Source organism: Burkholderia sp. D-99, assembly GCF_011605345.1.
Lineage (GTDB): Bacteria > Pseudomonadota > Gammaproteobacteria > Burkholderiales > Burkholderiaceae > Burkholderia.
The window spans coordinates 241,730-267,716 of the sequence record NZ_JAAOXM010000008.1; the positions used below are offsets into that span (position 1 = coordinate 241,730).

Consider the following 25,987-nt stretch of genomic DNA (forward strand, 5'->3'; position numbering starts at 1 on the left):
CCGGGGTTGTTGTTTGCAGTCCTGATCTGTAAGCGGCATGCGATGTCGTGCGTGCCGCATGAGTCCGGTTCGCCGCGCTGCGGCACCTTCATACAAGACATGGAAAGGATGAGACATGGCTGACGTCGTTCCCGCGCTGGTCGATGAAGTCCGCGCATTCCGGCAGGCGCACCCCGAGATCCGTTATGTCGACCTGATCTGCCTCGACCTGCCCGGGCATTTCTACGGCAAGCGCTACCCGATCGACGCGCTCGAAAAGGTGGCGGCTGGTTCGCTGCTGAAGCTGCCGCAAAACTGCATCCTGCTCGGCACCCAGGGCGGCCTCTACAAGATCGGCGACTACTGCTTCAACGACGGCGACCCGGACGCGCCGCGCCGGCTGATTCCCGGCACGCTGAAGCCCGTGCGCTGGGAGCGGCAGCCGCTCGCGCAGATGTTGATCAGCTCCGACGGTACCGACGCACCGATCGAGTTCGAGCCGCGCGAGGTGCTCGCGCGCGTGCTGCGGCGTTTCGCGGCGCGGGGCATCCGGCCCGTCGTCGCATTCGAGCTCGAGTTCTACCTGTTCGCCGCGCAGCTCGCGGAAGGGATGCCGCAGTATCCGCGCGACCGCCTGAGCGACGACCGCGACGATCAGCCGAACATGCATATCGAACGCCTGTCGCGCTTCTCCGACGTGCTGCACGAGATGGTCGAGGCCGCGTGCGAGCAGGGCGTCGATGCGACGGTGATCACGGCCGAGCTCGGTCCCGGCCAGTTCGAGATCAATTTCGGTCACACCGACGATGCGTTGCGCGCGGCCGACTGGTCGGCGCTGTTCTGCCGCAGCACGCGCGGTGTCGCGTTGCAGCACGGCTATCGCGCGAGCTTCATGGGCAAGCCGTACCTGCATGCGCCGGGCAGCGGGATGCACGTGCACGTGAGCCTGTACGACGATGCAGGGCGCAACCTGCTCGCGGCGGACGGGCAGCGGCCGCTGCGGCACGCGGTGGCCGGATGCCTCGCGGTGCTGCCGCACTGCATGCCCGTGTTCGCGCCGAATCACAACGCGTTCCGGCGTTACGGATCGATGGTGAACGCGGCGAGCCGCGCGAGCTGGGGCTTCGAGGATCGCGATGCGTGCATCCGGATTCCCGAGTCGGATGCGCGCAACCTGCGGATCGAGCACCGGCTCGCGAGTGCGGACGCGAACCCGTATCTGGTACTCGCGGCGATTCTCACCGGGATGGAGCACGGGCTCGACGCGAAGCTCGAGCCGATCGCGCCGCTCAACGAGGATCGTGGCAGCGGGATCGATTTCCCGAAGGAGATGCTGTCGGCCGTCGCGGCAATGCAGGATCATCCAGCCGTGCGCGAAGGGCTCGGCAGCGAGTTCGTGATGGTGTATTGCGAGAACAAGCGGCAGGAAGAGCTGGATTTTCGCAATGAAATCGGCGCGCGGGAGTATCGGTGGTTTTTGTAAGCGGATGCCGCCGCTCGCGCGTCTTATCGTCCGCGCACCTGCGCCATCGGCAGGTGCGCGCCCCACGCGTTCGTCAGGGCCTCGATTTCCGCTAACGGATCGATCTGTTGTCGAGCGCTTTCGTTCACGCCGTCGCCGAATAGCAGGTGCGCGAAATCGCGCGCACGCTCGGTGATGGCCGCGGTTTTCGGGCGGCGCAGCATCGTGAAGGACGCAAGCGCTGCATCGAGGTCGCTGTCGTTGCCTGCTCCGTGCTCGTCGAGACAACGGGCAAGATGCCAAGCATCCTCGAGCGCCTGGCAAGCGCCTTGTCCGGAGGTCGGTAGCGGTGCGTGCGCAGCGTCGCCGATCATCAGCACGTTGCCGCGGTGCCACACGTCGACCGGATCGAGATCGTGCACGCGGATCTTCGCGATCGTGTCCGACGGTGTCGCACGTATCACGTTCACGACGGGTGCCGGCCACGTAGCGAAGCGCTGTTCCAGCATCGCTGCCGGATCGCTTTCCGTCTCCTCGCCCGGATCGGTTTCGGGCCATGCCGCCGCCCAGTACATCCGATGCCGGTCCAGCGCGACGATGCCGAAACGCTCGCGCACGCCCCAGTAGTCGAATATCGACGCCTCGTCGACCAGCGGCGCATCGCTCTGCGCGATACCGATCCAGTTGACGAATCCCTGGTAGACGGGTGTGTTGTGGCCGACCACGTAGCGTCGCGCAACGGAGTTCATGCGGCCGTCAGCGCCGATCACGAGATCGGGCGCGATCTCCGTGCCGTTGTCGAAGCGAACGACGGCGCGGCCGTCCGTTCCGGTTTCGATGGCCGTCGCACCGTGGCCGAAGCGGACGTCGATACCGCGCGCGGCGAGGTGCCGTGCCAGCACGGCCTGCAGGTCGCGCCGCAGGATCGAATACGTCGGGAAACCCATGCGGCGGTCGAGTTCGCGGATATCTGTGACCTTCAGCGGGGTGCCGTGCCGGTCGATGCGCCGCATCGCATGCAGGTGGCCGCCAGCCTCGACGATGTCCGGCAGCAGGCCGAGTTGTGCGAGCACGAAGCCGGCATTCGGCCACAGCACGACGCCTGCGCCCATCGTTGATTCCGACGGCCGGCGTTCGTACAACCGGATCCGGTGGCCGCGCCCGGCGAGTGCGAGTGCGGTGCTCATGCCGGCAACACCGGCGCCCAGAATGGCGATTTCCATCATGCTCCTTCCATGTGTCGTGCGTGCGCTCGCCGGGTCGCGGGTTCGCGCATCGGCGTCGCATTGACGGGATGAGCATCGTAAATTATGGTCTCTGGCGGGATAAGCCGTGAAAATCGGCACGCTTTGATACCTCAAATGGGCTAATGATGCGGAGCAAGCTGGATCTGAACGCGGTGCGTGTGTTCGTGTCGGTCGTCGACGAAGGCAGCTTTGCCGGCGCCGCGCGCGTGCTCGCGATGCCGGGTTCCAACGTGAGTCGTCATGTGGCGCAACTGGAGTCGAGGCTCGGCGTGCGCCTGCTCGAGCGCAGCACGCGACACCTGCGCATGACCGAGGCCGGGCGTTTGCTGCACGAGCGCGCGCGACCGATGCTCGATGCGCTGACGCAGGCCGAGTTCGAACTGACCTCGCAGCAGACGGAACTGCGCGGTGTGCTGAAGCTCTGCGTGCCCGGCGAAATCGGGCCGCGCATGCTCGGGCCGATCGTCGCGGAATTCGCGAGCCGCCATCCGCGTGTCGAAATCGATTGCGATACGAGCCTCGCAGGCGTCTCGACGTTGCGCGACGATATCGACCTGTCGATCATCGTCAATCGCGGCAAGCTGGATGACAGTGCATTCGTCGTCAGGCCGCTCGTGAGCTTGCCGAGCGTTGTCGTGGCCGCGCCGTCGCTGATCGAACGCACGGGCATGCCGACTCGGACGGAGCAGCTCAGGCAATTGCCGTGCATCACGACCTTGAGCACGCTGAAGGGGCAGCCGTGGCAGTTTGCCGACGGCGACGGGCGGATTCACAGGATTCCGGTCGCGAGCCGGTATCGCGTCAACAGCGGCGAGATGGCGGGGCTGGCGGCCGTGAACGGGATCGGCTTCGCGATTCTCGTCGAACGCGGGTGCGCGGCCGAGCTGGCCGCCGGGCGGCTCGTGCGCGTGCCGCTGGAGATGACGCCTGCGCCGCTGGAACTGCATGCCGCTTATGCGAGCCGGAATTCGGTCAATGCGAAGATCCGCGAGTTGTTGCAGATGATGCAGGCGCGGCTGGCGGATTGGGGGACGAGCCTTTCGTGACGATGGTGACGCCGTCTTGGCGCGCGATGCGCAATGGAGCGACAGATGCCGGTTCGTTCGCTCGCCCGGTGTTTCGTTATCCAGACCGGTTGCTCGCGCCGAAGAGGGAATAGAACCGGTACGGCAGATCGCCCAGTTCGCTTTCGACGTGATCGTGCCGGCCAAGCGACTGAATCCAATCGAGGAACGTGGCTTCGGTCATCAACGATCGCAACGTGTCGACGGCTGCGTCGCGATTCGCGAGAGGGATGAAATCACGGGGCGTGGCGCCGCGGTCGGTGGCGCCGGTCAAGTAGCGCGATCCCTGCCAGTCGATGCGCGGATAGTCGCTGCGGCTGAATTCGGACGGCTGCCGGACACGGCCGCAGAGCATCTCGTTCGCCCCGACGAACCAGATCATCAGCTGCGCGCGCCAGAGCGGATCGTCGATGGCGAGGACCGATATGAGCCAGGGGCGAATCTCGGGCGTTTCCAGGTATTTGACGCAAAGGAACATCGATGACGAGAATTTTCCGCTCGCATTGAACCAGCCTCCGGTGCCGGATTGCCGGTCGTGATGCCGGTTGAAGCACGCTGCCGTATCGAGTGCGCCCGATGGCCAGCATTCGGGTTCCATCAGGCTTTGTCCGAGCGTGTCGAGCACATCGCGGCGATACCCGTGATAGGGTTCAGGCGAGACGCGATCGGGATGCTGCGAAACGAACGCGGTGATCAGCCATTCCAGCAGTGCAGGGTGTTGCCCTTCGTGGCAGCGTGGCGTCAGTTGCGCCAGCAGGTAGTGATACCACTGCCACCACTCGTCGCGGGGGCCGAACGAGGTCGTGCCGATGACGATTTCTTCGAGCGGTGTGTCCAGTTGCGCGATGTCGATCGACTGGAGGTCGTCCTGCAACTCAGCGAATAGCCGTCGCGAATCGCCCATGAACCACGCCTCGCCCATCGGCGTTTTCGGGCGCGGAAACGCCGCGAGCAGTCTCGCCGATGCCGAAGCGGATCGCCCGGCTCCGGGAATCCAGCGAAACGGGGTGGGCCGGGTCGGCATCACGATGCTGCCGGCTTGCCGTGCGTCGCGCCCGGTAGCGCACGCCAATAACGCACCTCTTCGATCGGTGTCCCGTCGATCTCGAACGTCTTGATGTCCTCTTCGGCGACGAAGCCTTCGCGTTCGTAGAACGCCCTGGCCCGACGGTTCTTGATCAATACCCAAAGCGACACCCACGTATGGCCCAGGTCGTGCAACGACCGGCATGCATGGTCGACCAGCGCTGCGCCGATCCCCTGGCCGCAATGCGACGGGTGCAGATAGATCGCTTCGATTTCTCCCCACGTACGATCCTTGTCGGTGTCGCGTGTCGGGCCATAAGCGATCCAGCCTGCCGGTGCGTTGTCAGCGACCGTGACCGCAAGTGCGACGCGCGGCCGTCCGGCGTCGAGCGCATAGCGCCACGCGGCCGTGCGCTTGTCGACCGACAGGCCGGCGAGGAATGCCGCCGGCATGATGTCCGTGTAGGTCGCCTGCCACGATGCAACGTGGATGTCGGCGATGACTGGCGCATCGGCAGATGTGGCGGCGCGGATGTCGATCGTCGTTGTGTTCGGTGTCATGCGTGCCTCGCCAGATCGTGTGCCGCTTGCCGCGTTGCTACCCGCGGGATTCATTGTGCCGGATCCAGACTGCCGTCGACGGCGAAACGGTAGCCAAGATCCACTTGCGACGCGTCGCCCGGCGCGTGGGTGCTCTTCAGCACGAACTCGAACGCGGGCTCGAACCAGCCGTTGCGCGGCACTTCGCCACCGAGGATTTCGACGTCGTACCAGCCGTTATCGATTTCAATCATGGGCCTGCCCGGTTCGCGATAGCGTGCAAGCAGCGCGTTCACCGTTTCGTCGTTGAAGCGTTCGAGAATGCGCCACGTGTAAAGCATCACCGAACGGTGTTCGACGCGCAGCACGTACCCGCCGCGCCGATGCTGCAGGCGGCTGCCGGCCTTCAGCAGTTCGGGTGTGCCGTCGTCCAGCGTGAAGATGACCGTATACGGATGGTTTTCGATACCGGCCAGCGGAATGACGACGCCTTCGAGCACGGCGTTGTCGCCGCTGTCGCCGGTCGTGAACTCGGCCGCGACGTTGTCCGACAGCCTATGGGTTTCCTTGTAGCGCTTCAGCAGCAGAAGATCGCCGACGAGGAAATAGTCGATCAGGTCGTTGAGGACTTCGGAGAATTCATGCCGCATCGCCGCTCCTTTCGCGGTGCCGAGGCGCAGGGATTGCAAGCGCATGAAGCGCCGCGTCGCGAAACGCTCCGCGGCGCGGCGCGCGTGAAGCCCTTAGTCGCCGAGCTTCGACGCCACGCAACCGGTGCTCGTGCACTCGCGTTCACGCTCGCGCAGGAACGACAGGCGCGACTGCGTCATGTCGGTCGCGCACTGGAGATCCACAAGGTAGCCGTTGTTGCGCGTCTCGCTGCACTGGGCATCGCGTTGCTTCAACCACGCGAGCTGGCCGGCCTTCAGCGTCGCCTGCTGATCGCTGCTCAGTTGCTTGCGCAGGCGGCCGTACTCGTCGTTGAGGTCACGGTCGGTTTGAGAGAACTGCGTGCTGCTGCAGTACACCTGGTCGAATGCGCTGTGCGGCTTCGCACAGCCGGCCGCGTGTGCGGCGAACGGAACGGCAAGCGCGAGCAGCGCGCAGGATGCGAGCAGATTCTTTGTTTTCATGGTGATGCTCCTGACTGGGTGAAAACCGTTGGGCCCTGTGGGCCTTTGCATCGACTATTGCGGCACCGTGCACGCGTCGATCCCGCCCGCGATCGCAGTGGACAGTTTCTGGATCGTCTCGCGACGCGCCAGCCGTGCTTCCTCGTCCGGGTTGACGATCACGCCGGCCTCGACGAGCACGGCCGGAATCGGCGCGGTGCGCAGCACGACGAGATCGTCGAAGCGGTGGATGCCGAGTTGCGGGTCGATCAGCGGGCGGTTCTCGCCACGGATCGGCTGCGCGTGATACAGCGACGGCCGCTCGCCGGCCGCGACCAGCCGCTCGGCGATCGCCTTCGCGCAACGCAGGCTTTCCGCATAGTGCGGATTGCGTTCCGACACGAACACCGAGAAGCCGCGGAATTCGCGCTGGCGGCCCGCGTCGATGAACTGCTGCTGCATCGAGTCGTGATGGATCGACACGAACAGGTTCGCGTCGGGCGCTTGCGTCGAACGCTGGTCGAGCGCGATCTCGCGGCCGTCGGCCGACGTGCGCAGCACGCGGTCGCCATGCGCGACGAGCTTTTCGGCGACCGCCGCGGACAGATCGAGGTTGTACAGGTATTCGACGCGGCCGCTCGCGCCGGTGGAGCCCGGGTGAGCCGGCGTATGGCCGGTGTCGACGACGACGTAGCGCCCGGAGGCGGGCGTGGTGCCGGGGGTGGCCGCGGTGTCGGCCGCATGCAGCGCCAGCGGCGCGCCGATCAGCGGGGCGCAGGCAAGCACGCGCGCGGCGGCGCGCACGAGCGGGCGAAGGCGTCGGAGGGTTCGGTTCGTCATTGTTGTTGTCGAGGAGGGCATACGGCGCGTCGGACCGCGCGGCACCGTCGGCCTGCTCAATGCAGTCGGAATGTCGCGCGATTATAGCGGGTGGCGGCGGCGCCGCAATGACGGATGACGGCCGTCAGGCCAGCACGCGCCGGGCCGCGAGCATGCCCCAGTACGACGCTTCCTCGAACAGCGACAGCCCGGACAGGTCCGCATGCGCGAACACGACGGGGCCGTCGGCATCGCGCAGCGCGAGCAGCCCCGGCCGGCTCAGGAAGCCGACGTCGGGCGTCGCCATCGCGTGACCGCGCACGGTGATCTCGAGCGCGGTCGCGTGTTTCCACAGGCCGCGTCCGTAGACGGCCTGCAGGTCGATCGCCGCCTGTTCGCGCAACGCTTCGGGGCTGGCCTGCGCAAGCCAGCGGCGCGTGTCGTCCGGTGCTTGCGTGCTCAACGCCTGGTACGCGGAAAACACCGAGCGCGTCGGCGGCGACATCCGGATCAGCTGGTGCGTCGACACGACGTAGCCGAGCCCCGTGCCATCGTAGACGACGTTGTCCCACGCAAGCGGCACGCCCGCTTCCTCGGCCGGCATGCCGTCGAGCAGGAAGTTGGACACGAGCCACGGCGCGCGCGGCGGCAGGTCGCGCGCGGGGTCGAAGCCGAACGCGGAAAGCTGCGGAAACACGTGCGCCGCGACGAACAGCGGCATGGCACAAACAGCGCGCCGCGCCTTCAGCGTGAACGTCGACAGCGTGCCGTCGTCGCCGATGCGCGCGCACAGCACGTCGACGCCGCCCGCGCGTTCGGTTGCGCGCACCGCGAAACCGTCGCGCGACCACGCGTTCGAGCCGGTGCGCGCGGTGATCGACGCACTCAGCTTCGTCACCATCGTGTGCAGCCCGTCGGGCCAGGTCAGCACCGCGCCGTCGCTCGCATCGCCTGCGTGGCCGCCGCGCGACGAGAAATAGTGCAGGCCGGCCCACGCGGACACGTGCTCGTACCCGGCGCCATAGTCGTCGCGGCAGCAATAGTTCAGGTACCAGTGCAGCGCTTTCGCGGTGTAGCCCTCGTCGAGCAGCCACTGGCGGAACGAGCGCCGGTCGAGCGCACGCCAGCGCGGGTCGCGCGACGATTCGGCGATCGGGATGCAGAACACCTTGCGGCCATCGGCGCCGCGTGCGGTGCGCAGCCCGTCCGTGTACGCGAAGAAGCGTGCCTGTTGCGCGAGCTCGTCGGTGCCGAGGCCGGCCGTCGGCACGATGCCGTCCTGCCACTGCCCGGCGATGAAGAGCCGTTCGTCGGGCGCATGGACGAGCACGCGCTCGTCGTACACGGGTTTTGTGGAGAACGGCGCAGCTTCGATTACGCCGAGATCGGCGAGCATGTCGCGCAGATGCGTGGATTCGAGCGACGGCAGCGGCAGGTAATGCGCACCTTTCGGATAACCGAGATCGCCGAAGCGGCCGCCGGCCGCATTGCCGCCGAATTCGGGGCCCGCGAGCACCGTGAAGCGCGTGTGTCCCGCGCGCGCCAGTTGCCATGCGCACGACAGCCCGGCGGCACCCGCGCCGAGGATCGCGACGTCGGTTTCGATCGTGCCGGAAGGCGGCGGCAGCGCGGCGTGGTCGCGCAGCGCATGGCCTTCGCGCATGCCGGGGTAGCCGACGCGCGGCGTCGTCTCGATCCAGCCGGTGCGCCCGCAGGCGGCGAGCGACGCGGCCGCCGACGCGACGAGGAACGTGCGGCGGTCCATCAGCGCAGCACGTGTTTCCAGTCGTCGTCGAAGCGGCGCACGAGCGGCTGGTCGTTGAGTTCGTTCGGCGACATCGGCAGCGCCGGCATGTCGGCCGGGAAGTGGAACATTTCGACGGCCGTCTGCGCGTCGAGCCAGCGGGTGGGCACCGAGTAGTGCGTCGGTACCGTGAAGTCGCGGCGCTTGCCGGCGATCACGAAGCCCCAGTCGCCGAACGACGGCACGTAGCAGTGGTACGGCCACGTGTTGAGCCCCGCTTCGTGCAGCGTCGCGATGATGGTCCAGTAGGCGTGCGGCGCGAAATACGGCGACGTCGACTGGATCACCGCATAACCGTTCTCCGACAGGTGGCGCGCGAGCAGCCGGAACACGGGTACCGAATACAGCCGGCCGAGCCCGAAGTTGGTCGGGTCGGGGAAGTCGACGACGATCGCGTCGTACACATCGGCGTTCGATTCGAGCCAGCGCACCGCGTCGTCGTTGATCACGTGCACGCGCGGGTCCTTCAGCGAGCCCTGGTTCAGCTTGACGAGCGGGGCGGAGGTCGAGAACAGCTTCGTCATCGCGGGATCGAGATCGACGAGCGTGATCTGTTCGAGGTTGCGGTGCTTCAGCAGTTCACGCACCGCGAGGCCGTCGCCGCCGCCGAGCACGAGCACGCGCTTCGCCCACGGCAGCGCCTCGATCGTCGGGTGGATCAGCGCTTCGTGATAGCGATGTTCGTCGCGCGACGAGAACTGCAGGTTGCCGTTCAGGTACAGCCGCATGTCGTCGTGCCACTGCGTGAGCACGATGCGCTGGTACGGTGTCGTCTCCGAATAGATCGTCTCGTCGCCGTACACGCCATGTTCGGCCCAGTGCGTGATGCGGTCCGACAGCGCGAAGCCGGCGACGAGCAGCCCGATCACGAGCGATGCGCGCATCAGCTTGCCGCGCACGTTGCGGATCTCGTCGCGGAACAGGTGCGTCGTCCACAGCGCGACGAAGGCGTTCAGGAGCCCGAACAGGAAGCTGGTGCGCAGCAGGCCGAGCCGCGGCGCGAGCACGAGCGGGAAGATCAGCGACACCGCGAGCGAGCCGAGATAGTCGAAGGTCAGCACTTCGCTGACGGTATGGCGGAACGCCTGGCGCCGCTGCTGGAACGCGCGCATCACGAGCGGGATCTCCATCCCGATCAGCATGCCGAGCGCGAGCACGAGCGCGTAGAGCGCCGCGCGGAACGGTGCGGCGAGCCACGCGAACACCGCGAACAGCAGCGCGGCCGACACGCCGCCGAGCAGCCCGACGAGCAGCTCGATATCGACGAAGCGGTCGAGCACGTCGTCATCCTCGACGAACTTCGCGAGCCACGAGCCGATCCCCATCGCGAACAGGTAGCAGCCGATCACCGACGAGAACTGCAGGATCGAATCGCCGAGCAGGTAGCTGGACAGTGCGCTGCTGATCAGTTCGTAGCCGAGCCCGCACGACGCGAGCACGAGGATCGACAGGACGAGCGCACGCTTATGCAGCATGGTGCATCCGTTGTGCAGCGGTCGGCAATGTGGATATACTGGCGCGGAATTTTGTCCGGTGGCCCTGCGCGGGCCGGCCGGCGACGGGGCGGCGAACCGAGCACGAAATCCGAGGGAAAGAATGAATAGTGCCTATCTTTATGCGGTTCATTTACTGTCGGCGTTCGTGCTGCTTCTTGTGTTCGCGGCAGTGTACCTGAAGGTCACCCCGTTCGACGAACTGGCGCTGATCCGCGACGGCAACGCGGCCGCGACGCTGTCGTTCAGCGGTGCGCTGGTCGGCTTCTGCCTGACGCTCGCGTCCAGCATCGCGCACAATTCCACGCTCGGCGAGGTCGTGATCTGGGCCGTCGGCGCGATGGTCGTGCAACTGATCACCTATGCGGCGCTGACGCGCCTGATGCCCGGCATGAACCATGCGATCGAGGATCGCAACGTCGCGATGGGCGGCCTGATGGGCACCGCGTCGCTCGTCGTCGGCATCATCAATGCCGCCTGCCTGACCTGACGCCCCACGCGTTTCGAGGAGACCGACATGAGTCTGGGATCGTTTATCCGCAAGCAGTTCGTCGACGTCCTGCAATGGACGGAAGACACCGATGGCGTGCTGGCCTGGCGCTATCCGATGGAAGACATGGAAATCCGGTACGGCGGCAAGCTGACCGTGCGCGAAACGCAGGTCGCGATCTTCGTCAATGAAGGCAAGGTGGCCGACCTCTTCCAGCCGGGGCTGTACACGCTGGAAACGAACACGCTGCCGGTGCTCACGTACCTGAAGAACTGGGACAAACTCTTTCAGTCGCCTTTCAAGTCGGACGTCTATTTCTTCAGCACGCGGCTGCAACTCGGCCGCCGCTGGGGGACCGCCCAGCCGGTGACGATCCGCGACCGGGAATTCGGCTTCGTGCAGGTGCGCGCGTTCGGCATCTACTCATACCGGATCGTCGACGCGGGCGCATTCCATCGCGAAGTCAGCGGCACGCGCGCGCAGTACACGGTCGACGATCTCGAACAGCAGTTGCGCAACCTGGTCGTCACCGCGATGAGCACGACGTTCGGCTCGTCCGACGTGCCGTTCGTCGACATGGCCGCGAACCAGTCGCTGCTGTCGCAGCGCATCGCCGACGCGCTGGTGCCGGTGTTTACGCGCTACGGCCTCGCGCTCGACGCATTCGCGGTCGAGAGCGTGTCGCTGCCGGCAGAGCTGCAGAAGGCGCTCGACCTGCGGATCGGCGCGGGGATGGCCGGCGATCTCGCACGCGCCACGCAATACCAGACCGCGCAGGCGATTCCGCTCGCCGCGCAGAACCCGGGCGGCATCGCAGGCGTCGGCGCGGGGCTCGCCGCGGGCGCGGTGATCGGGCAGGCGATGGCCGGCCAGATCGCGGGCGCCGCTCAACCGGCGCCCGCCGCACCGCCCGCGCCCGCTGCACCGCCCGCGCCCGCTGCGGCGCCCGTGGCGGCTGCGCCGGCGGAAGGCACCGATTACGTGCAGCGGCTCGAACAGTTGAAGGCGCTGTTCGACAAGGGCCTCGTGACCGAAGACGAATATTCGCGCGCGAAGGCCGAGATCCTCGCGAAGCTCACCCGGTAAGCGTCGCGCATGTTCAGTACCTCGTGCCCCCAGTGCGGCGCGCCGGTCGAGTTTCGCTCGGCGGCGGCGGTGATGGCCGTCTGCGCGTTCTGCCGCAGCACGCTGCTCAAGCGCGGGACCGACGTCGAACGTATCGGCGAACTGGCCACGGTGCTCGACGATGCGTCGCCGATCCAGATCGGCACCGCCGGGCGCTACGGCAAGCGTGCGTTCACGGTGCTCGGGCGCATCCAGTTGACCTACGACGCCGGTGCGTGGAGCGAGTGGTATGTCGTGTTCGACGACGGCACGTTCGGCTGGCTGTCGGATGCGTCGGGCCAGTACGCGGTCACGGTGCGCGAGCCCGACGATGCGTCCGGCGGCGCGTGGCCTGCGTTCGGCACCCTGGAGCCGGGCATGCGGATCGACCACGGCGGCCGCGCGTTTCTCGTGTCCGACGTGCGCACCGCGCGCTGCACGGGCGGCGACGGCGAGCTGCCGTTTCGCGTCGATGCCGGCTGGGAGGCGCGCGTCGTCGACCTGCGGACCGGCAACGCATTCGCGACGTACGACTATTCCGACGCCGATTCGAACGGCGGGAGTCCGGCCGTCTATACGGGCGAAGCGCTGGCGTTCGATGCGCTCGCGTTCACCGGGCTGCGCGATACCGAACACGATACGCGCGAGAAGCGCGGCACGGAGATGGTGCCGTTCGCGTGCCCGAGCTGCGGCGCGCCGCTGTCGTATGCGCCGAACGTGGCCGACTACGTGGTGTGCGGCAGTTGTCATGCGGGCGTGCAGTGTACGGCCGAGCAGCAGACCGTGTTCGCGGCGCAGCGCAAGCTCGAAGCGGTGAAGGGGGCGCTGGAGCTCGGCGCGATCGGCACGTTCGACGGCGTGAAGTACACGGTGATCGGGATGATGCGTTGCCGCGTGCCGGGCGACGAAGAGACGTGGGACGAATACCTGCTGCTGAACCCGAAGCGCGGTTTCCTGTGGCTCGTGCAGAGCGAAGGGCGCTGGGAGCGCGTGCAGGTGCTCGACCAGTGGCCGACGATCGGCAGCGAGTCCGACGTGACCGACGGCGGCAAGACCTACCGTCTGCGCGAGGAATACGACTCGGAGGTCGTCTACGTCGTCGGTGCGTTCAACTGGCGCGTGCAGGTCGGCGATCGCACGTCGATCATCGACTATGGCTGGCAGAAGGACAAGCTGACGCGCGAGCGCAGCGACGCGGAGATCGTCTGGTCGCGTGCGCAGCCGCTGTCGGGCAGCACACTCGCCGAACGCTTCGGCACGCCCGCGCTCGCGACGGCCGCGGCTGCGGCGGCAACGGGTGCCGCTGCGTCGACGGGCCTGTTCGGCCGGAAAGGCCCGCACAGTTTCGCGCCGCTGCCGCTCGTGTTCAGCGCGCTGCTCGTGATCCTGAACATGGGCTCGCTGTTCTCGTTCAGCGGCCGCTCCGTGTATGTGCTGGTCGGCCTGCTGGTGCTGTGGTTGCCTGAATGGCTGTGGAAGAGTTTTGCGTCGGACGGGGGCAACGCGTGATCCGGTACATCCTCTACGGCATCTACGGCCTGATCGTCGTCACGCTGTTCAGCTGCGCATCGATCGGCGGCAGCGGTTCGGGCGGCAGCGGCTGGGGCAGTTCGTCGGCCCGCAGCGGCTACTCGTCGTACGGGTCGCACAAATGACCGCGCGCGACGGGATCGCGCCACCGCGCGCGACGTTCGGCTCGCACGTGCTGGCCGACCTGGCCGGCATCGACGCGGCGTTGCTGCGCGACGCCGCACAGCTCGAGACGCTGCTCACCGAAGCGGCGCAGCAGGCCGGCGCGCGCGTGATCGGCGCGCATTTCCATCATTTCGGCGGCGAGCATGGCGTGACGGGCGTCGTGCTGCTCGCCGAATCGCACATCACGATCCACACATGGCCCGAGCATCGCTTCGCCGCCGTCGACGCGTTCATGTGCGGCGCGGCACGTGCGGCCGAGGCGGTCGATGCGATTGCCGCTGCGCTTGGCACGCAGGCGCAAGTCCGGCAGCAGGTTGCGCGCGGCGGCGCGGCGACGTGAGCGGGCGTTTTTACTTCCTTTACCGATATGCGTATCAGCATCCGATTCATCGCGTTGCTCGGCTCGGCGCTGCTCGCCGGTAACGCGGCCGCCGATGTGCCGCCGAAGCCGCCCGGGCCGGTCGTGATGGTCCACTTCGATTACTACGAGAAGGACAACGCGCGCCTTCATGCGCTGGAGCAACGGCTGGATAGTGCGGTGAAGCAGGCGGGGGCCGGCGAGCTGGGCGAGACCGAACTGCATCGCGACGGCAACGATGGTTATCTGTACCTGTATGGCGCCAGCGCCGACCGGTTGTATGCTGTGGCGCGCCCGATCCTGAAATCGTCAGGATGGCTGACCGGTATGGAGGTGACGTTGCGCCGCGAGTCGGGCGCGGAGACGTTTTCGATGGGCCGGCCCGGCGTACGATGACGCGCCGGCGCCCAAATGCCGCAGATCGGGCCGGAATGTAGGCTGCTACCATTCCGGGCGCGTCGGCGGGCAGGCCCTTGCGCCTGCAATCGTCATCCGCGGCGGGTGCGTCGTCCGCACCGACGAGATTGCGGTGAAGCCGTGTGTCAGCGCCAGGGAGTGTGTCGATGATCGATCGTGAAGTGATTGTCCCGCCGACGATGCAGCGCGTCGTCGAGCGTGCGGGTTATGCGCCGGCCGTGCGGGTCGGTGCGACCGTTTACTGTGCCGGGCAGGTTGGGCGCACATCGGATCTCGACGTGATTGCCGATCCCGAGGCGCAGTTTCTCGCCTGCTGGGACAACCTGCGCGAGGTGCTGGAGGCGGCCGGCTGCACGTTCGACGACGTGGTCGACATGACGACGTACCACGTCGAATTGAGCCGGCACATGGCGATCTTCCGAGACGTGAAGAACCGAGTGTTTCCGCGCGGGACATGTGCGTGGACCGCGATCGGCGTAGCCGAACTCGCGCATCCTGGCCTGCTCGCGGAAATCAAGTGCGTGGCGATCCGGCGGGACGCACCGGCGGCTTGAGCGTTCGCCGCCGCGCAGGCCACCGTTCCCGCTAACGGTCGAACCGGAACGTCGACACGCTGTGCAACGTCGCGTCGTCGGTGCCGACGATGCCCTGCGTCCCCGCGACGGCCGAGCGCTTGCCGTTGCTCAGCACGGCCCAGTAGCATTCGCCGGCGGCTGCGTGAAAGCCGGTTTCCGGATCGCTGATGCCGCACGTGATCGTCGCGCGCATGCCGCGCCAGCCCGGGCCTGAGAAGCGCTCGACGTCCTGCGGGATGCCGGGGCCGTAAGACGCCACCCATTTGCCGTCGTCCTGCTTCACGAATCCCGCTTCCTTCTCCGCGACCGGCTCCAGCGCGCCGTCGACGATCTCGAACGAAATGAAGCTGCTGCTGTAGGTCATGTTGCGGCCGACGATCGCGACGCAATGGTCGCTGCCGCCTTCCGGGCATGGCTTCTTCACCTGCCGGTTCGCGAGGTATTCGAACGAGATGCCGAGCGCCGGGTCGCGATAGGTTTTCCAGCCTGCGTGCTTTACCTGCTTCAGCGCTGCCGTGCGGTCGTGGTACGCGGTGGCGATGCAGGCGGCGTCGGCGCAGGTATTGCGCTGCGTGAGCCATGCGCGTTGCGACCGGATCACGGCCTGCTGGTCGGCGGCGATGCCGACTGCATCGTAGTAGGCGTTCGACAATGCGCTATCGGCCGACACGAGTGCCTTGTCGGCACAGATCAGGCGCTCGATGCGCGTCTTCGCACGCGTGCAGTCGATGCTGTCGGCATGGGCCGACAACGAGAGGCCGATGGCGGCCAGCGTGAGACCAAGGCGGATGCCGAACACGGATGGCTCCTCAGCGGGGTCGAGCGGCGGCTGTCACGCCGCCGTCAGGCGACGCAGCGGCGCACGCGGTTCGCGAAGCCTTGAACCCGTGCGCCGTGCAGCAAGATGCGACGGGGTGAAATCAGCGATTGATTTCGTCCGCCGAGATCAGCTCGGCCACCAGCACCGGCGCCGGCCCCTGCAGGTAGTACTCGTGCTCGAGCGGTTCACGCAGCTTCATGAACGTTTCCGCGCCGATCTGCATCGTTTCGCCCGCATGCATGCGCGCGCCGCTTTCCAGCAGGTAATGCATCACGTTGTTGAAAATGCCCGAATAGCGCTCGCCTTCGTGATGACCTTCCGCGAGCGCGGCGAAATCGGGCAGGCCGAACACGTCGGCGCCATAGGTGCGCATCCACACGCCTTCGACGCCTTCGACTTCGTACTTCACGAAGCCGCAGAAGAACAGGTTCAGCGGGATATCCCGCAGCACTTCGAGGCTTTCCTCGCCGAGTTCCTTCGCATTGAAGACACCGGCCGGCAGCGACGTGTGCGCGTGCTCGTTCAGCACCGCGAGGCCGTTCTGTTCGGCCAGCGCGCCGGCGACGGCCGCCAGGGCGACATACTGGTCGAGCGGATTCGCTTCGTGCCCGGCGTAGTAGAGGATCACGTGGCTGCGGCTCGCGCGCACCTGCTGTTTCAGGTCCTGCCCGTAGTGGGCGGGCGCGACACACGCTTCCAGCGCATCGGACGGATAGGGCGCATCGAAGCCGACGAGCCGGACGACGTGGTTGCCCCAGCCGGCGAGCCCGAATACCTGCTCAAGCGTCGGCTCGGTTTCGACGCGCGCCTGCTTCATGCTCGGGTGGTACGCGCGCAGCGCGGCCGTCAGCGCAGCGATATCGACCTGCAGCGGGCCGTCGAAGACGACCGTCACGCTCAGCGGATGCTCGACGTCGGGTGCCGCCACCAGCGCGACGGGGTTTTCGGGTTCTTCCTTGCGGCCAAAGAATCGGGATATCAGGCTCATTGGATGATGTTCGTGTCGAAGCCGTTTCAGGGAGGAGTGCCCCGTTCTCTCGGTCGGGGCTTGCCGTCAGGGTGACGGCCGCCCGTAGTTTCCCCGGGTTCGGCGAATCTGGCAAATGCGCGGTGAAGGCCTGGCGGCGGCGCGATGGCGCGTGCGAACGCATCCGGGAAGCGGTGGCGCAGACACGCCGGGCCGTGCGGCCCGCGGTTGCCGGTCAGCGTGGCAGTGCTTCGGCTTCGGCCCAGCGCTTGAACGAATCGAGACGCCGGCGGGTCTGCACGAGATAGAACGCGCCGATCAGCGGTTCGAGCAGCCAGCGCAGCCAGGCCGGCTGGACGCGGAAGTTGTAGGTGAATTTCACCTCGGTCGTGCCGGGCGTGTGCTCGGTGAAGTTCCAGCTGCCGCTGAAGCGTTCGAGTACTTTCGGCCCGTCGACCATTTCGACGGCGGCGACCTGCGGCGGGCGGTACGAGATGTAGCGCGACACCATCGTCGCGCCCGACTGGCTGCGGCAGAACGCGTCGACGCCGACGTCGGCCGTCATGCCGTCGAGCAGATAGGCGTCGGTGAGGAAGCTGTCCCACACGAGCCGCCGCGCGTAATCCTGCGACCACGTGAAGAGGCGTCTGCGATCGACGCCGACGGTCCGGCTGACTGAGATCCTCATGATGGCGGGCGCAATGGCGCGGATTGGGATGAAATCGAGTGTACCCCGCCAATGCCGAGTATTTCTTCAGACTTGGTCAAGTCGAGCATGGACTCGATTGACGTCCTCCGGGAATTCCCCTAGGATTCACTCCAACCCTTCGGGAAAGACCCGAAGCGTTTCAATCTCTTGAGGGAGCCTCATGAGTACGCAACAGAACCGGCGCTTCGACGCGCTCGTTTTCATTGGTCGTTTCCAGCCCCCGCATCGTGGTCACCTGAACGTGCTGAAGTCGGCACTGAGCCGGGCCGAGCGCGTGTGCGTGCTGATCGGGTCGACCGACAAGCCCCGCACCATCAAGGATCCGTTCTCGTTCGACGAGCGCCGCCAGATGCTGGCTTCGCTGTTCGACGCGTCCGAGCGCGACCGCGTGACGATCGCGCCGCTGCAGGATTCGACCTACAACGACGGCGACTGGGTGCGCTGGGTGCAGGACGCCGTCGCGTCCGCGCTCGGCGACGTCGCGCAGCGCAAGGTCGGGCTGATCGGCCACGAGAAGGATGCCACGTCGTATTACCTGCGGATGTTCCCGCAATGGGAGCTTGTCGACGTCGACGCGACGGAAGACATTTCCGCCACCGAGATCCGTGACCAGTATTTCGCCGAACGCCCCAACAGCTTCGTGCAGTGGGCCGTGCCGGAACCCGTGTTCGGCTGGCTCGAGCGGTTCCGCACGCAGCCGGAATTCGCGCAGCTGAAGTCGGAAGCCGAATTCATCGCCGCGTATCGCAAGGCGTGGGCGGCCGCCCCGTATCCCGTCACGTTCGTGACGGTCGACGCGGTGGTCGTGCACTCGGGCCATATCCTGCTCGTGCGCCGCCGCAGCGAACCGGGCCGCGGCCTGTGGGCGCTGCCGGGCGGGTTCGTGAACCAGGACGAGCGGCTCGATGCGGCCTGCATTCGCGAACTGCGCGAGGAAACCGGCCTGAAGCTGCCGGAGCCCGTGCTACGCGGCTCGATCAAGGATCGCCAGGTGTTCGATCACCCGACGCGCTCGCTGCGCGGCCGCACGATCACGCACGCGTGCCTGTTCAACTTCCCGACCGGCGAGCTGCCGCGCGTGAAGGGCAGCGACGACGCCGACAAGGCGCGCTGGGTGCCGCTGAACGAATTCGCGCAGATGCGCAACGTGATGTTCGAGGATCATTTCGACATCGCGTATCACTTCCTGGGGAAGCTGTGATCCGCTGATTCCCCGCATTCCGGTCCGCCGCGACAGACGCGGCGGCACGTCAACGGCCTAGAGGAGCTCTAGCCATGCAAAACGATCTCGGCGGCTTTGCCGCGGTTCTCGCCAATCCGATCCTCAACACGGATTCGTACAAGGCTTCCCACTTCCTGCAATATCCGCCCGACGCGCAGGCGATGTTTTCGTACGTCGAATCGCGCGGCGGCCGCTACGACCGAACGGTGTTCTTCGGACTGCAGATGTTGCTGAAAGAATATCTGTGCAAACCCGTCACGCACGCGATGATCGACGAAGCGCGCGATTTCTTCACGGTGCACGGCGAGCCGTTCAACGAAGCGGGGTGGCGCCATATCGTCGAGCGCTACGACGGCTACCTGCCGGTGAAGATCCGCGCGGTGCCGGAGGGTTCGGTCGTGCCGGTGCACAACGTGCTGATGACGGTCGAATGCGACGACCCGCAGGTGTTCTGGCTCGCGTCGTATCTCGAGACGATGCTGCTGCGCGTCTGGTACCCGGTGACGGTCGCGACGCGCAGCTGGCACCTGCGGCAGACGATCCGCCGTTTTCTCGAAAAAACTGACGACGATCTCGCACAACTGCCGTTCAAGCTGCACGACTTCGGCGCACGCGGCGTATCGAGCGCGGAGTCGGCTGCGATCGGCGGTGCCGCGCACCTCGTGAACTTCATGGGCTCGGATACGGTGCTCGGCGTGCTGGCCGCGAACCGCTTCTATCGCGAGCCGATGGCCGCGTATTCGGTGCCGGCGGCCGAGCACAGTACGATCACCTCGTGGGGGCGCGAACACGAAGCCGATGCGTACCGGAACATGATTCGCCGCTTTGGTCTGCCCGGTGCGATCGTGTCGGTCGTGTCGGACTCCTACGATCTGTTCGCCGCACTCGATCTGTGGGGCGGCGAGCTTCGGCAGGCCGTGCTCGATTCGGGCGCGACGCTGGTCGTGCGTCCCGATTCGGGCGACCCCGTGACGATCGTGCTGCAGACCGTGCGTGCGCTCGACGCGTCGTTCGGCTCGACCGTGAACGGCAAGGGGCGGCGCGTGTTGAATCGCGTGCGCGTGATCCAGGGCGACGGCGTCGACGAGCTGTCGATCGACGCGATTCTTTCCGCACTCGACGACGCGGGCTATGCGGCCGGCAACGTCGTGTTCGGCATGGGCGGGGCGCTGTTGCAGCAGGTGAACCGCGATACGCAGCGCTTCGCGATGAAGTGCTCGGCGATCCGGCGCGGCGGCGTGTGGCACGACGTCCGCAAGGATCCGGTCACCGATCAGGGCAAGCGCTCGAAGAAGGGGCGGCTCACGCTGCTGCGCAACTACCGCACCGGCGAGTATCGGACGACGACGCTGCCGGTCGCGTGGGACGACCGGATGCTGGAAGGCGAATGGGAGGAGGCGCTCGAAACGGTGTTCGATACGGGGCGCCTGCTCGTCGATACGTCGTTTGCCGAGGTGCGGGCGAGGGCGCACGCGGGGGAGGTGTGACGTAGAGAGCGGGGCGGGGCGACGCGTTTGCGTCGCCCCGGCACTGGCGAGATTCGGTGGCGGCGTCGTCGAAGGCGGTCAGGGGCGACGGATGGCTCTGGATGTTGGCGTGATGCGAGGATCGTCGCAAAGGTGCCGGCATCCGTCGCTACACTGCGGAACCAGCGTCAGTCCGATCTGAAGATAACCCTCGTAGCCGGCGCTGTCTTTCGGATACGGTTTCGAGATCATGTGTGTGTCCGACCATATGTTCTCATCCTTGATGCCGAGCTGCGCGAGGTATTCCCTCAGACTGGCCGCTCGACGCAGCGCAAGCGCTTGTGGGTCCTTTTCACCGATATACGCACCGGCTGAGATGATGCCGCGAATGTCCGCATCAGGCCACTGACGGGCACGGATAACCATTTCCGCAATCCTGACTCGATCCTCATTCGGAATATCGGAAGAGTTGAGCGGGACACTGTCCAGCATGTCTTCGGAAACGGTACATGCCGCGAGCGGCGGCGAAAATGCCACGCATAACCCGAGTGCGATGCTCATCAGATGCACGAGAGATCTCACCACAGGACCCTGTCGTCAAAGAATGAAATATAGCAAGCGAGGCTGTCGGCGTTATTGATCGCCAGATCCCGATGATCTCGCGCCCAGTATTTCAGGCCAGTCCCGAATCCGTAGATTTCGTCATTCGAGTCGAAGGTATCGACGTAGTGCGTACACTCGTGAATCAGGACCTTCAACTTGCAATTGGAAGAGAGTCGAGCGTCGGGAAGCGTGCAGAAGTGTGGATAGATTGCGATGATTCGCTTGTCCGAATCGGGTTTGCATACGGAGGCATCGGTGATTCCGTTGTCGGGAAATACGGTGCACGTGATGTTTCGCTGTGTCTGTTCGTCCCACCGGATGACATTTTCCGGTTGCAATTCCTGCATGACGCGCAGTAGCTTGGGCAACCCGGTCCGCAGGTGGTGTCGAATGACCTCATCGGAGCGCCCGAACCAGGCCTGGACGCGTTCCTGTTCTCCTTGCTCCCAATGTGTAATACCGTGAATCCGATCCTGAATCAATGGAATCGCCGCGTCACGCAACCGCACGATCAGTTTCCGGAATGCCTTGTTCGACATGTTCTCGCAGATCGGCGTCAGGTCGAGGTCGATTACATGAACTGATCCTGGCACCGTGTTCGTGTAGGTGGCTCCAATGAGAACCCATTCGTCATCCTCATTTTCGGTAGTGTCGTGTGAATTCAGAATCCCGTTCATTGGCTCGATAGATCCCGGTAACAAAGTTTGGAAACTATCGGTTGTCGGGAGTGCGATCGTCTATGGGATGAGTACGATTCTGCGAACCATCGACAACGAGCGCGGAAGATGACGCCGTGGGCGAAGGAAGGGCTGATTGCGGAACCATTCGATTAGCTTTTGTGCTTCCGCCCGTCCTTACGGCTCACCGGCCAGCACGCGCCCGTCCGCATCGTCGCGGGTATCCGTGCGCTCCGCCGCCCGCGCCGCCTCCATCGCCCGCGCCAGCGCATCGAACACCGCCGGCCCCTTGCAGCGCGACACGTTGAAGCGCAGGTACGATGTCGCGCTGTGCGACGCACTGAACACGTTGCCGGGCGCGAGCACCACGTCGTGGTCCAGCGCATGGCGCGCGACACGCGCGGCGTCGAGCCCGTCGGGCAACTCCGCCCACACGAACAGGCCGCCGCGCGGCTCCGTCCAGATGCCGAGCCCCGCGCGTGCGAGGCGCCGGATCGTCTCGCCCATTGCGTCCGCGAGACGCGCGCGCAGGCTGTCGAGATGGCGCCGGTAGGTGCCGTCGATGAGCAGCCGGTGCACGACGTTGGCGCCGATCTGCGCATTGCCGAACGACGTCGCGAGCTTCAGGTCGACGAGCGCCTCGATCCATTCCGGGCGCGCGGCGACGTAACCGCAGCGGATCGCGGCCGACAATGTCTTCGAGAAGCTGCCGATCGACACGACGCGCGACAGCCCGTCGAAGGCCGCGAGGCGCGGCGCGGGCGTGCTCTCGAAATCCGCGAAGATATCGTCCTCGACGATCAGCAGGCCGTGCTCGGCCGCAAGCGTCAGCAGCCGGTGCGCGACGGGCGGCGCGAGCGTTGCGCCGGTCGGGTTGTGCAGCGCCGAGTTGGTGATATACAGGCGCGGCCGGTGCTCGGCAAGCACCTGTTCGAAGCGTGCGAGGTCGGGCCCGTTCGGCGTGTACGGGACGCTGACGATCCGCGCGCGATGCGCGCGCAGCAGCGCCTGGAAGTTGAAGTAGCACGGATCGTCGAGCACGACCGTATCGCCCGGCTCCAGCAGCAGGCGGCACACGAGGTCGAGCGCGTGCGTGCCGCCGTCGGTCAGCATGATCTGCGCGGGTTCCGCGTGGACGCCGTGCTGCGCGAGCCGCCAGGCGAGCTGCTGGCGCAGCGCGGGCAGGCCGAGCGGCGTCGCGTAGTCGGTCAGCGCGTCGGATTCGTCGCGCGACACGGCGCGCAGCGCGCGGCGCAGGCTTTCATCAGGCAGCCACGACGACGGCAGCCATCCGCAGCCGGGTTTCACGGACGTCGGCGCGGCCTCGAGCGACTGGCGCGACAGCCACAGGGGATCGAGCTCGCGATCGAGACGCGGGCCGAGATCGGCCAGCGCGAGCGGCGGCGCGTGCCCCGACACGTAGAAGCCCGAGCCGCGCCTTGCGACGAGTACACCTTCGCTCGCGAGCCGCTCGTACGCATCGACGACCGTCGATTTCGACACGCCCAGCCCGTCGGCCATCATCCGGATCGACGGTACACGCGCGCCGGGCATCAGCGCGCGGCTCGCGATCCGGGCGCGCAAGGTGTCCATCACGGTTTCCACGCGCGTGCGCGACGGGGCGGGTGGAACGGGAAGCGGGGCGGAATGGCTCATGGCGAAGGATGAACTGTACGGCCGGTTGTTCAGTACAGTTTGTCGGAATTGTATTGGGCTGTAGCTTACGCGCTTTTCATGGGCGGCGGATCATCGGTGATCCACTTTCCCCGTTCAGGATTTCCCGTGCAAAAGACGACCGACGGATGGCTCAGCGGCCTGCTGGGCGTGATCATCTTCAGTGGCTCGCTGCCCGCGACGCGTGTCGCGGTGCAGGGGCTCGACCCGCTGTTCCTCACGTTCGCGCGCGCGACGATCGCCGGCGCACTCGGCCTGCTGCTGCTCGTCGTGTTGAAGCAGAGGCGGCCGACGCGAGCGGAGGCCGTGTCGCTGGCCATCGTCGCGCTCGGGGTCGTCGTCGGTTTTCCGTTGCTGACGGCGCTCGCGCTGAAGCATGTGACGTCCGCGCACGCGATCGTGTTCGTCGGGCTGCTGCCGCTCGCGACCGCGCTGTTCGGCGTGTGGCGCGGCGGCGAGCGGCCGCGGCTGCCGTTCTGGATCTTCTCGGTCGTCGGCAGCTGTGCGGTGGCCGCGTTCGCGTTGCGCAACGGCGGCCAGGCGTCGGTGGTCGGCGATGCGCTGATGCTGGCCGCGATCGTCGCATGCGGGCTGGGCTACGCGGAAGGCGCGCGCCTGTCGCGCCAGCTCGGCGGGTGGCAGGTGATCTCGTGGGCGCTCGTGCTGTCGCTGCCGCTGATGCTGCCGCTCACGTGGCTCACCTGGCCCGCGTCGTTCGACGGCGTCGATGCCGCCGCGCTGTGGGGGCTCGCATACGTGTCGCTGTTCAGCATGCTGATCGGCTTCGTGTTCTGGTATCGCGGGCTCGCGCTTGGCGGGATCGCGGGCGTCGGCCAGTTGCAGCTGCTGCAGCCGTTCTTCGGCTTGCTGCTGGCGGCCGGGCTGCTGCACGAGACGGTGCCGCCGTCGATGGTCGTGGTGACGCTCGTCGTGGTCGGCTGCGTGGCGGGCGCGAAGTACTTCTCGAAAATGGCGCCGGTGCAGCGCGCGGGGTGACGCGTGAACCGCTCCGTGCCGTCGTCCGACGGCACGGAGCGGTGTGCTTACGCGACGTGCGCGACGTCGTATTGCGAAGACAGGTACCGCCGGATCTCGGCAGGCGAATCGATGAAGCGCCGGCCGTTGTGTTCGCGAATCGCGAGCGTGTCGTCGTTAGGCGTTGGTCCGTCGCCGAGCACGAGCACGGGCGCCGACTGGTTGTCCGTGCCGATCAGCGCGACGATCGGCTGGCGCGGCCGCGGCGCGTCGATGTATTCGACGTCGACGGCGTCGCGCAGCTGCGGGTAGAAGCTCAGCAACCCTTCGACCGAAACAGAATCCCCGCAGTAGAACGGACCTTCGGAGTCCTTGAAAAAACCCGGGCGGAGAATGAACAGCGTGTCTTTCATGATTGTCTCGCTATGAGAGTGGGATGAACGTCGAAGAAAACGTGATGCGGGGCGGCGTGCGTTACGCCGACGGATGTCAGGCTTCCGCGAGCGCGGCGGCGCGCATCCTGGCGAAACCGGCAGCAAGGTCGGCGATCATGTCGTCGGGATGCTCGAGCCCCGCGTGAATCCGCAGCAGCGGGCCGGCCGCCGCCCATTGCGTCGCGGTACGGTGGCGCGACGGATTGGACGGGATGATCAGGCTTTCGAAGCCGCCCCAGCTATACCCCATGCCGAAGCACGTCATCCCGTCGAGCAGCGCGCGCACGGCATCGTCGGGCTGCGGATGCAGCACGATGCCGAACAGCCCGCACGCGCCGGTGAAGTCGCGCTTCCAGAGCGCATGACCGGGATCGGCCGGCGACGCCGGATACAGGATCCGGGCGACTTCGGGCTGTTTCGCGAGCCATTCGGTCAGCGCGTGGGCGTTGCGCTGGTGCCGCTCGAGGCGGACTGACAGCGTGCGCAAGCCGCGTAGCGCGAGATACGCGTCGTCGCCGCTGACGGTCATCCCGAGTTGCCGGTAGAAGCGCGTGATCTTCGGCGCGAGCGCCTCGGTCGTCAGGATCGCGCCCATCAGCACGTCGGAGTGTCCGGCGATGTATTTGGTGGCAGCGTGAATCGACACGTCAACGCCATGCGAAAACGACCGGAAATTCAGCGGCGTGCCCCACGTGTTGTCGAGCAGCACGACCGCGCCATGCCGGTGCGCGACGCGGCTGATGGCCGGGATGTCCTGCACTTCGAAGGTCAGCGAACCGGGCGATTCGGCAAATACCGCGCGTGTGTTCGGTCGCATCAGCGAGGCGATGCCTGCGCCGATCGCCGGATCGTAGTATGTCGTCTCGATGCCGAGACGCGCGAGCGTCTCGTCGCAGAACGAGCGGGTCGGGTCGTACACGGAATCGGCCATCAGCAGATGGTCGCCGGGATTCAGCACCGCGAGCAGCGCGGTCGTGATCGCGCTGAGGCCGCTCGGCGTCAGCAGCGCGGCGTGCGCGCCTTCGAGGCGTGCGAGTGCCTTCTCGAGCGCGCGCGTGGTCGGGCTGCCGTGACGCCCGTACGCGAGCGGCGTGCCGCGTACGGCGTCGAGCGCATCGGTGCCGTGAAACAGCAGCGTCGACTGGCGGTACACGGGCGGGTTCACGGGCGAACCGGGCTGGCCGTGCGAGCGGCCTTCGTGGGCGAGAACGGTGTCGGTCGAATGCGGGTGGGTCAAGATAGTGTCCTTTGAGGG

The 25,987-nt window shown here is 66.4% G+C and carries 28 protein-coding genes; 12 read left to right on the forward strand and 16 right to left on the reverse strand.

All coding sequences use genetic code 11. The annotated features are described in order from the left end of the window. Positions 1-115 precede the first annotated feature (115 nt). The gene (locus HAV18_RS26460; RefSeq protein ID WP_166961969.1) at positions 116-1,462 is read left to right on the forward strand and encodes a glutamine synthetase family protein; all 1,347 of its coding nucleotides are present in this window, start codon (positions 116-118) and stop codon (positions 1,460-1,462) included. 23 nt (positions 1,463-1,485) lie between these two features. Here HAV18_RS26460 and HAV18_RS26465 read toward each other — a convergent pair whose 3' ends face one another. Next, on the reverse strand, positions 1,486-2,664 hold the full coding sequence (locus HAV18_RS26465) for an FAD-dependent oxidoreductase (protein ID WP_166961971.1): 1,179 nt from the start codon (positions 2,662-2,664) through the stop codon (positions 1,486-1,488). A gap of 149 nt (positions 2,665-2,813) precedes the next feature. Between HAV18_RS26465 and HAV18_RS26470 the strand changes: the two genes are divergently transcribed. Continuing rightward, positions 2,814-3,734, forward strand: coding sequence for a LysR family transcriptional regulator (locus tag HAV18_RS26470; protein ID WP_166962235.1), 921 nt, complete (start codon positions 2,814-2,816; stop codon positions 3,732-3,734). Between the two features lie 76 nt (positions 3,735-3,810). Here the strand turns inward: HAV18_RS26470 and HAV18_RS26475 are convergent, their stop codons facing one another. The 7 genes from HAV18_RS26475 to HAV18_RS26505 form a co-directional block, all read right to left on the reverse strand. Beyond that, positions 3,811-4,776, reverse strand: coding sequence for a hypothetical protein (locus HAV18_RS26475; RefSeq protein WP_166961974.1), 966 nt, complete (start codon positions 4,774-4,776; stop codon positions 3,811-3,813). Then, positions 4,776-5,339, reverse strand: coding sequence for a GNAT family N-acetyltransferase (locus HAV18_RS26480; protein WP_166961976.1), 564 nt, complete (start codon positions 5,337-5,339; stop codon positions 4,776-4,778). The genes HAV18_RS26475 and HAV18_RS26480 overlap by 1 nt, the downstream gene beginning before the upstream one ends. Positions 5,340-5,389: 50 nt before the next feature. After that, the gene (locus HAV18_RS26485; RefSeq protein ID WP_243771768.1) at positions 5,390-6,013 is read right to left on the reverse strand and encodes a hypothetical protein; all 624 of its coding nucleotides are present in this window, start codon (positions 6,011-6,013) and stop codon (positions 5,390-5,392) included. Positions 6,014-6,061: 48 nt separating this feature from the next. Further along, positions 6,062-6,451, reverse strand: a complete 390-nt coding sequence (locus tag HAV18_RS26490; protein ID WP_166961978.1) for a lysozyme inhibitor LprI family protein — start codon at positions 6,449-6,451, stop codon at positions 6,062-6,064. Positions 6,452-6,505: 54 nt separating this feature from the next. Next, positions 6,506-7,270, reverse strand: a complete 765-nt coding sequence (locus HAV18_RS26495; protein WP_166961981.1) for an N-acetylmuramoyl-L-alanine amidase — start codon at positions 7,268-7,270, stop codon at positions 6,506-6,508. A gap of 124 nt (positions 7,271-7,394) precedes the next feature. Continuing rightward, on the reverse strand, positions 7,395-9,014 hold the full coding sequence (locus HAV18_RS26500) for an NAD(P)/FAD-dependent oxidoreductase (RefSeq protein ID WP_166961984.1): 1,620 nt from the start codon (positions 9,012-9,014) through the stop codon (positions 7,395-7,397). Continuing rightward, positions 9,014-10,528: a polyamine aminopropyltransferase gene (locus HAV18_RS26505; protein ID WP_166961987.1), complete on the reverse strand. Its 1,515-nt coding sequence runs from the start codon at positions 10,526-10,528 to the stop codon at positions 9,014-9,016. The genes HAV18_RS26500 and HAV18_RS26505 overlap by 1 nt, the downstream gene beginning before the upstream one ends. Positions 10,529-10,649: 121 nt before the next feature. On the opposite strand from HAV18_RS26505, the gene HAV18_RS26510 reads away from it, so the two are divergent. From HAV18_RS26510 to HAV18_RS26540, 7 genes are all read left to right on the forward strand, one after another. Further along, positions 10,650-11,036, forward strand: a complete 387-nt coding sequence (locus tag HAV18_RS26510; protein WP_166961990.1) for a DUF350 domain-containing protein — start codon at positions 10,650-10,652, stop codon at positions 11,034-11,036. Positions 11,037-11,063: 27 nt separating this feature from the next. After that, positions 11,064-12,122, forward strand: a complete 1,059-nt coding sequence (locus HAV18_RS26515) for an SPFH domain-containing protein (protein WP_166961993.1) — start codon at positions 11,064-11,066, stop codon at positions 12,120-12,122. Positions 12,123-12,131: 9 nt separating this feature from the next. Further along, the gene (locus HAV18_RS26520; protein ID WP_166961996.1) at positions 12,132-13,649 is read left to right on the forward strand and encodes a DUF4178 domain-containing protein; all 1,518 of its coding nucleotides are present in this window, start codon (positions 12,132-12,134) and stop codon (positions 13,647-13,649) included. Beyond that, complete coding sequence (locus HAV18_RS26525; protein WP_155291822.1) at positions 13,646-13,795, forward strand: hypothetical protein; 150 nt, start codon at positions 13,646-13,648, stop codon at positions 13,793-13,795. The genes HAV18_RS26520 and HAV18_RS26525 overlap by 4 nt, the downstream gene beginning before the upstream one ends. After that, on the forward strand, positions 13,792-14,175 hold the full coding sequence (gene speD / locus HAV18_RS26530; protein WP_166961999.1) for an adenosylmethionine decarboxylase: 384 nt from the start codon (positions 13,792-13,794) through the stop codon (positions 14,173-14,175). Before HAV18_RS26525 ends, speD begins: the two co-directional genes overlap by 4 nt. 54 nt (positions 14,176-14,229) lie before the next feature. Further along, positions 14,230-14,589 carry a hypothetical protein gene (locus tag HAV18_RS26535; RefSeq protein ID WP_243771769.1) on the forward strand — a complete coding sequence of 120 codons (360 nt, stop codon included), beginning with the start codon at positions 14,230-14,232 and terminating at the stop codon, positions 14,587-14,589. A 167-nt stretch (positions 14,590-14,756) separates the two neighbouring features. Beyond that, on the forward strand, positions 14,757-15,164 hold the full coding sequence (locus HAV18_RS26540) for a RidA family protein (protein WP_166962006.1): 408 nt from the start codon (positions 14,757-14,759) through the stop codon (positions 15,162-15,164). A gap of 31 nt (positions 15,165-15,195) precedes the next feature. Here HAV18_RS26540 and HAV18_RS26545 read toward each other — a convergent pair whose 3' ends face one another. The 3 genes from HAV18_RS26545 to HAV18_RS26555 all read right to left on the reverse strand — a co-directional run bounded on the left by HAV18_RS26545 (position 15,196) and on the right by HAV18_RS26555 (position 17,660). Further along, positions 15,196-15,984 (reverse strand): lysozyme inhibitor LprI family protein, encoded by a 789-nt coding sequence (locus tag HAV18_RS26545; RefSeq protein WP_166962009.1) that lies wholly within the window; start codon positions 15,982-15,984, stop codon positions 15,196-15,198. Between the two features lie 121 nt (positions 15,985-16,105). Beyond that, on the reverse strand, positions 16,106-16,993 hold the full coding sequence (locus HAV18_RS26550; RefSeq protein ID WP_166962012.1) for a DUF4261 domain-containing protein: 888 nt from the start codon (positions 16,991-16,993) through the stop codon (positions 16,106-16,108). Between the two features lie 214 nt (positions 16,994-17,207). Further along, positions 17,208-17,660 carry a type II toxin-antitoxin system RatA family toxin gene (locus tag HAV18_RS26555; RefSeq protein ID WP_166962015.1) on the reverse strand — a complete coding sequence of 151 codons (453 nt, stop codon included), beginning with the start codon at positions 17,658-17,660 and terminating at the stop codon, positions 17,208-17,210. A gap of 181 nt (positions 17,661-17,841) precedes the next feature. Here HAV18_RS26555 and HAV18_RS26560 point away from each other — a divergent pair, with 181 nt between their 5' ends. Together HAV18_RS26560 and HAV18_RS26565 are read left to right on the forward strand one after the other, a co-directional pair. Next, positions 17,842-18,882, forward strand: a complete 1,041-nt coding sequence (locus HAV18_RS26560) for a bifunctional nicotinamide-nucleotide adenylyltransferase/Nudix hydroxylase (protein WP_060229300.1) — start codon at positions 17,842-17,844, stop codon at positions 18,880-18,882. Positions 18,883-18,956: 74 nt separating this feature from the next. Further along, the gene (locus tag HAV18_RS26565) at positions 18,957-20,390 is read left to right on the forward strand and encodes a nicotinate phosphoribosyltransferase (RefSeq protein WP_166962018.1); all 1,434 of its coding nucleotides are present in this window, start codon (positions 18,957-18,959) and stop codon (positions 20,388-20,390) included. A 78-nt stretch (positions 20,391-20,468) separates the two neighbouring features. Here the strand turns inward: HAV18_RS26565 and HAV18_RS26570 are convergent, their stop codons facing one another. From HAV18_RS26570 to HAV18_RS26580, 3 genes are all read right to left on the reverse strand, one after another. After that, positions 20,469-20,930: a hypothetical protein gene (locus HAV18_RS26570; protein ID WP_166962021.1), complete on the reverse strand. Its 462-nt coding sequence runs from the start codon at positions 20,928-20,930 to the stop codon at positions 20,469-20,471. Between the two features lie 17 nt (positions 20,931-20,947). Further along, on the reverse strand, positions 20,948-21,649 hold the full coding sequence (locus HAV18_RS26575) for a M35 family metallo-endopeptidase (RefSeq protein ID WP_166962025.1): 702 nt from the start codon (positions 21,647-21,649) through the stop codon (positions 20,948-20,950). 177 nt (positions 21,650-21,826) lie between these two features. After that, complete coding sequence (locus HAV18_RS26580; RefSeq protein WP_166962028.1) at positions 21,827-23,305, reverse strand: PLP-dependent aminotransferase family protein; 1,479 nt, start codon at positions 23,303-23,305, stop codon at positions 21,827-21,829. Positions 23,306-23,431: 126 nt separating this feature from the next. Between HAV18_RS26580 and HAV18_RS26585 the strand changes: the two genes are divergently transcribed. Next, on the forward strand, positions 23,432-24,319 hold the full coding sequence (locus tag HAV18_RS26585) for a DMT family transporter (RefSeq protein WP_166962031.1): 888 nt from the start codon (positions 23,432-23,434) through the stop codon (positions 24,317-24,319). 47 nt (positions 24,320-24,366) lie between these two features. Here HAV18_RS26585 and HAV18_RS26590 read toward each other — a convergent pair whose 3' ends face one another. Beyond that, entirely contained in the window at positions 24,367-24,711 is a 345-nt protein-coding gene (locus tag HAV18_RS26590; protein WP_166962034.1) for a DUF3088 domain-containing protein, read from the reverse strand. Between the two features lie 76 nt (positions 24,712-24,787). Continuing rightward, positions 24,788-25,969 carry a cystathionine beta-lyase gene (metC, locus tag HAV18_RS26595; RefSeq protein ID WP_166962037.1) on the reverse strand — a complete coding sequence of 394 codons (1,182 nt, stop codon included), beginning with the start codon at positions 25,967-25,969 and terminating at the stop codon, positions 24,788-24,790. Between the last annotated feature and the right edge of the window lie 18 nt (positions 25,970-25,987).

What these genes read in the sequence shown, in the direction of transcription:
- HAV18_RS26460 (WP_166961969.1), top strand. Translation starts at nt 116, where the DNA reads ATGGCTGACGTCGTTCCCGCGCTGGTCGATGAAGTCCGCGCATTCCGG.
- HAV18_RS26490 (WP_166961978.1), bottom strand. Translation starts at nt 6,451, where the DNA reads ATGAAAACAAAGAATCTGCTCGCATCCTGCGCGCTGCTCGCGCTTGCC.
- HAV18_RS26505 (WP_166961987.1), bottom strand. Translation starts at nt 10,528, where the DNA reads ATGCTGCATAAGCGTGCGCTCGTCCTGTCGATCCTCGTGCTCGCGTCG.
- HAV18_RS26510 (WP_166961990.1), top strand. Translation starts at nt 10,650, where the DNA reads ATGAATAGTGCCTATCTTTATGCGGTTCATTTACTGTCGGCGTTCGTG.
- HAV18_RS26555 (WP_166962015.1), bottom strand. Translation starts at nt 17,660, where the DNA reads ATGAGGATCTCAGTCAGCCGGACCGTCGGCGTCGATCGCAGACGCCTC.
- HAV18_RS26570 (WP_166962021.1), bottom strand. Translation starts at nt 20,930, where the DNA reads ATGAGCATCGCACTCGGGTTATGCGTGGCATTTTCGCCGCCGCTCGCG.
- HAV18_RS26565 (WP_166962018.1), top strand. Translation starts at nt 18,957, where the DNA reads ATGCAAAACGATCTCGGCGGCTTTGCCGCGGTTCTCGCCAATCCGATC.
- speD (WP_166961999.1), top strand. Translation starts at nt 13,792, where the DNA reads ATGACCGCGCGCGACGGGATCGCGCCACCGCGCGCGACGTTCGGCTCG.
- HAV18_RS26475 (WP_166961974.1), bottom strand. Translation starts at nt 4,776, where the DNA reads ATGCCGACCCGGCCCACCCCGTTTCGCTGGATTCCCGGAGCCGGGCGA.
- HAV18_RS26485 (WP_243771768.1), bottom strand. Translation starts at nt 6,013, where the DNA reads ATGCGCTTGCAATCCCTGCGCCTCGGCACCGCGAAAGGAGCGGCGATG.
- HAV18_RS26520 (WP_166961996.1), top strand. Translation starts at nt 12,132, where the DNA reads ATGTTCAGTACCTCGTGCCCCCAGTGCGGCGCGCCGGTCGAGTTTCGC.
- HAV18_RS26550 (WP_166962012.1), bottom strand. Translation starts at nt 16,993, where the DNA reads ATGAGCCTGATATCCCGATTCTTTGGCCGCAAGGAAGAACCCGAAAAC.
- HAV18_RS26465 (WP_166961971.1), bottom strand. Translation starts at nt 2,664, where the DNA reads ATGGAAATCGCCATTCTGGGCGCCGGTGTTGCCGGCATGAGCACCGCA.
- HAV18_RS26495 (WP_166961981.1), bottom strand. Translation starts at nt 7,270, where the DNA reads ATGACGAACCGAACCCTCCGACGCCTTCGCCCGCTCGTGCGCGCCGCC.
- HAV18_RS26560 (WP_060229300.1), top strand. Translation starts at nt 17,842, where the DNA reads ATGAGTACGCAACAGAACCGGCGCTTCGACGCGCTCGTTTTCATTGGT.
- HAV18_RS26500 (WP_166961984.1), bottom strand. Translation starts at nt 9,014, where the DNA reads ATGGACCGCCGCACGTTCCTCGTCGCGTCGGCGGCCGCGTCGCTCGCC.
- HAV18_RS26590 (WP_166962034.1), bottom strand. Translation starts at nt 24,711, where the DNA reads ATGAAAGACACGCTGTTCATTCTCCGCCCGGGTTTTTTCAAGGACTCC.
- HAV18_RS26515 (WP_166961993.1), top strand. Translation starts at nt 11,064, where the DNA reads ATGAGTCTGGGATCGTTTATCCGCAAGCAGTTCGTCGACGTCCTGCAA.
- HAV18_RS26470 (WP_166962235.1), top strand. Translation starts at nt 2,814, where the DNA reads ATGCGGAGCAAGCTGGATCTGAACGCGGTGCGTGTGTTCGTGTCGGTC.
- HAV18_RS26580 (WP_166962028.1), bottom strand. Translation starts at nt 23,305, where the DNA reads ATGAGCCATTCCGCCCCGCTTCCCGTTCCACCCGCCCCGTCGCGCACG.
- HAV18_RS26540 (WP_166962006.1), top strand. Translation starts at nt 14,757, where the DNA reads ATGATCGATCGTGAAGTGATTGTCCCGCCGACGATGCAGCGCGTCGTC.
- HAV18_RS26575 (WP_166962025.1), bottom strand. Translation starts at nt 21,649, where the DNA reads ATGAACGGGATTCTGAATTCACACGACACTACCGAAAATGAGGATGAC.
- HAV18_RS26480 (WP_166961976.1), bottom strand. Translation starts at nt 5,339, where the DNA reads ATGACACCGAACACAACGACGATCGACATCCGCGCCGCCACATCTGCC.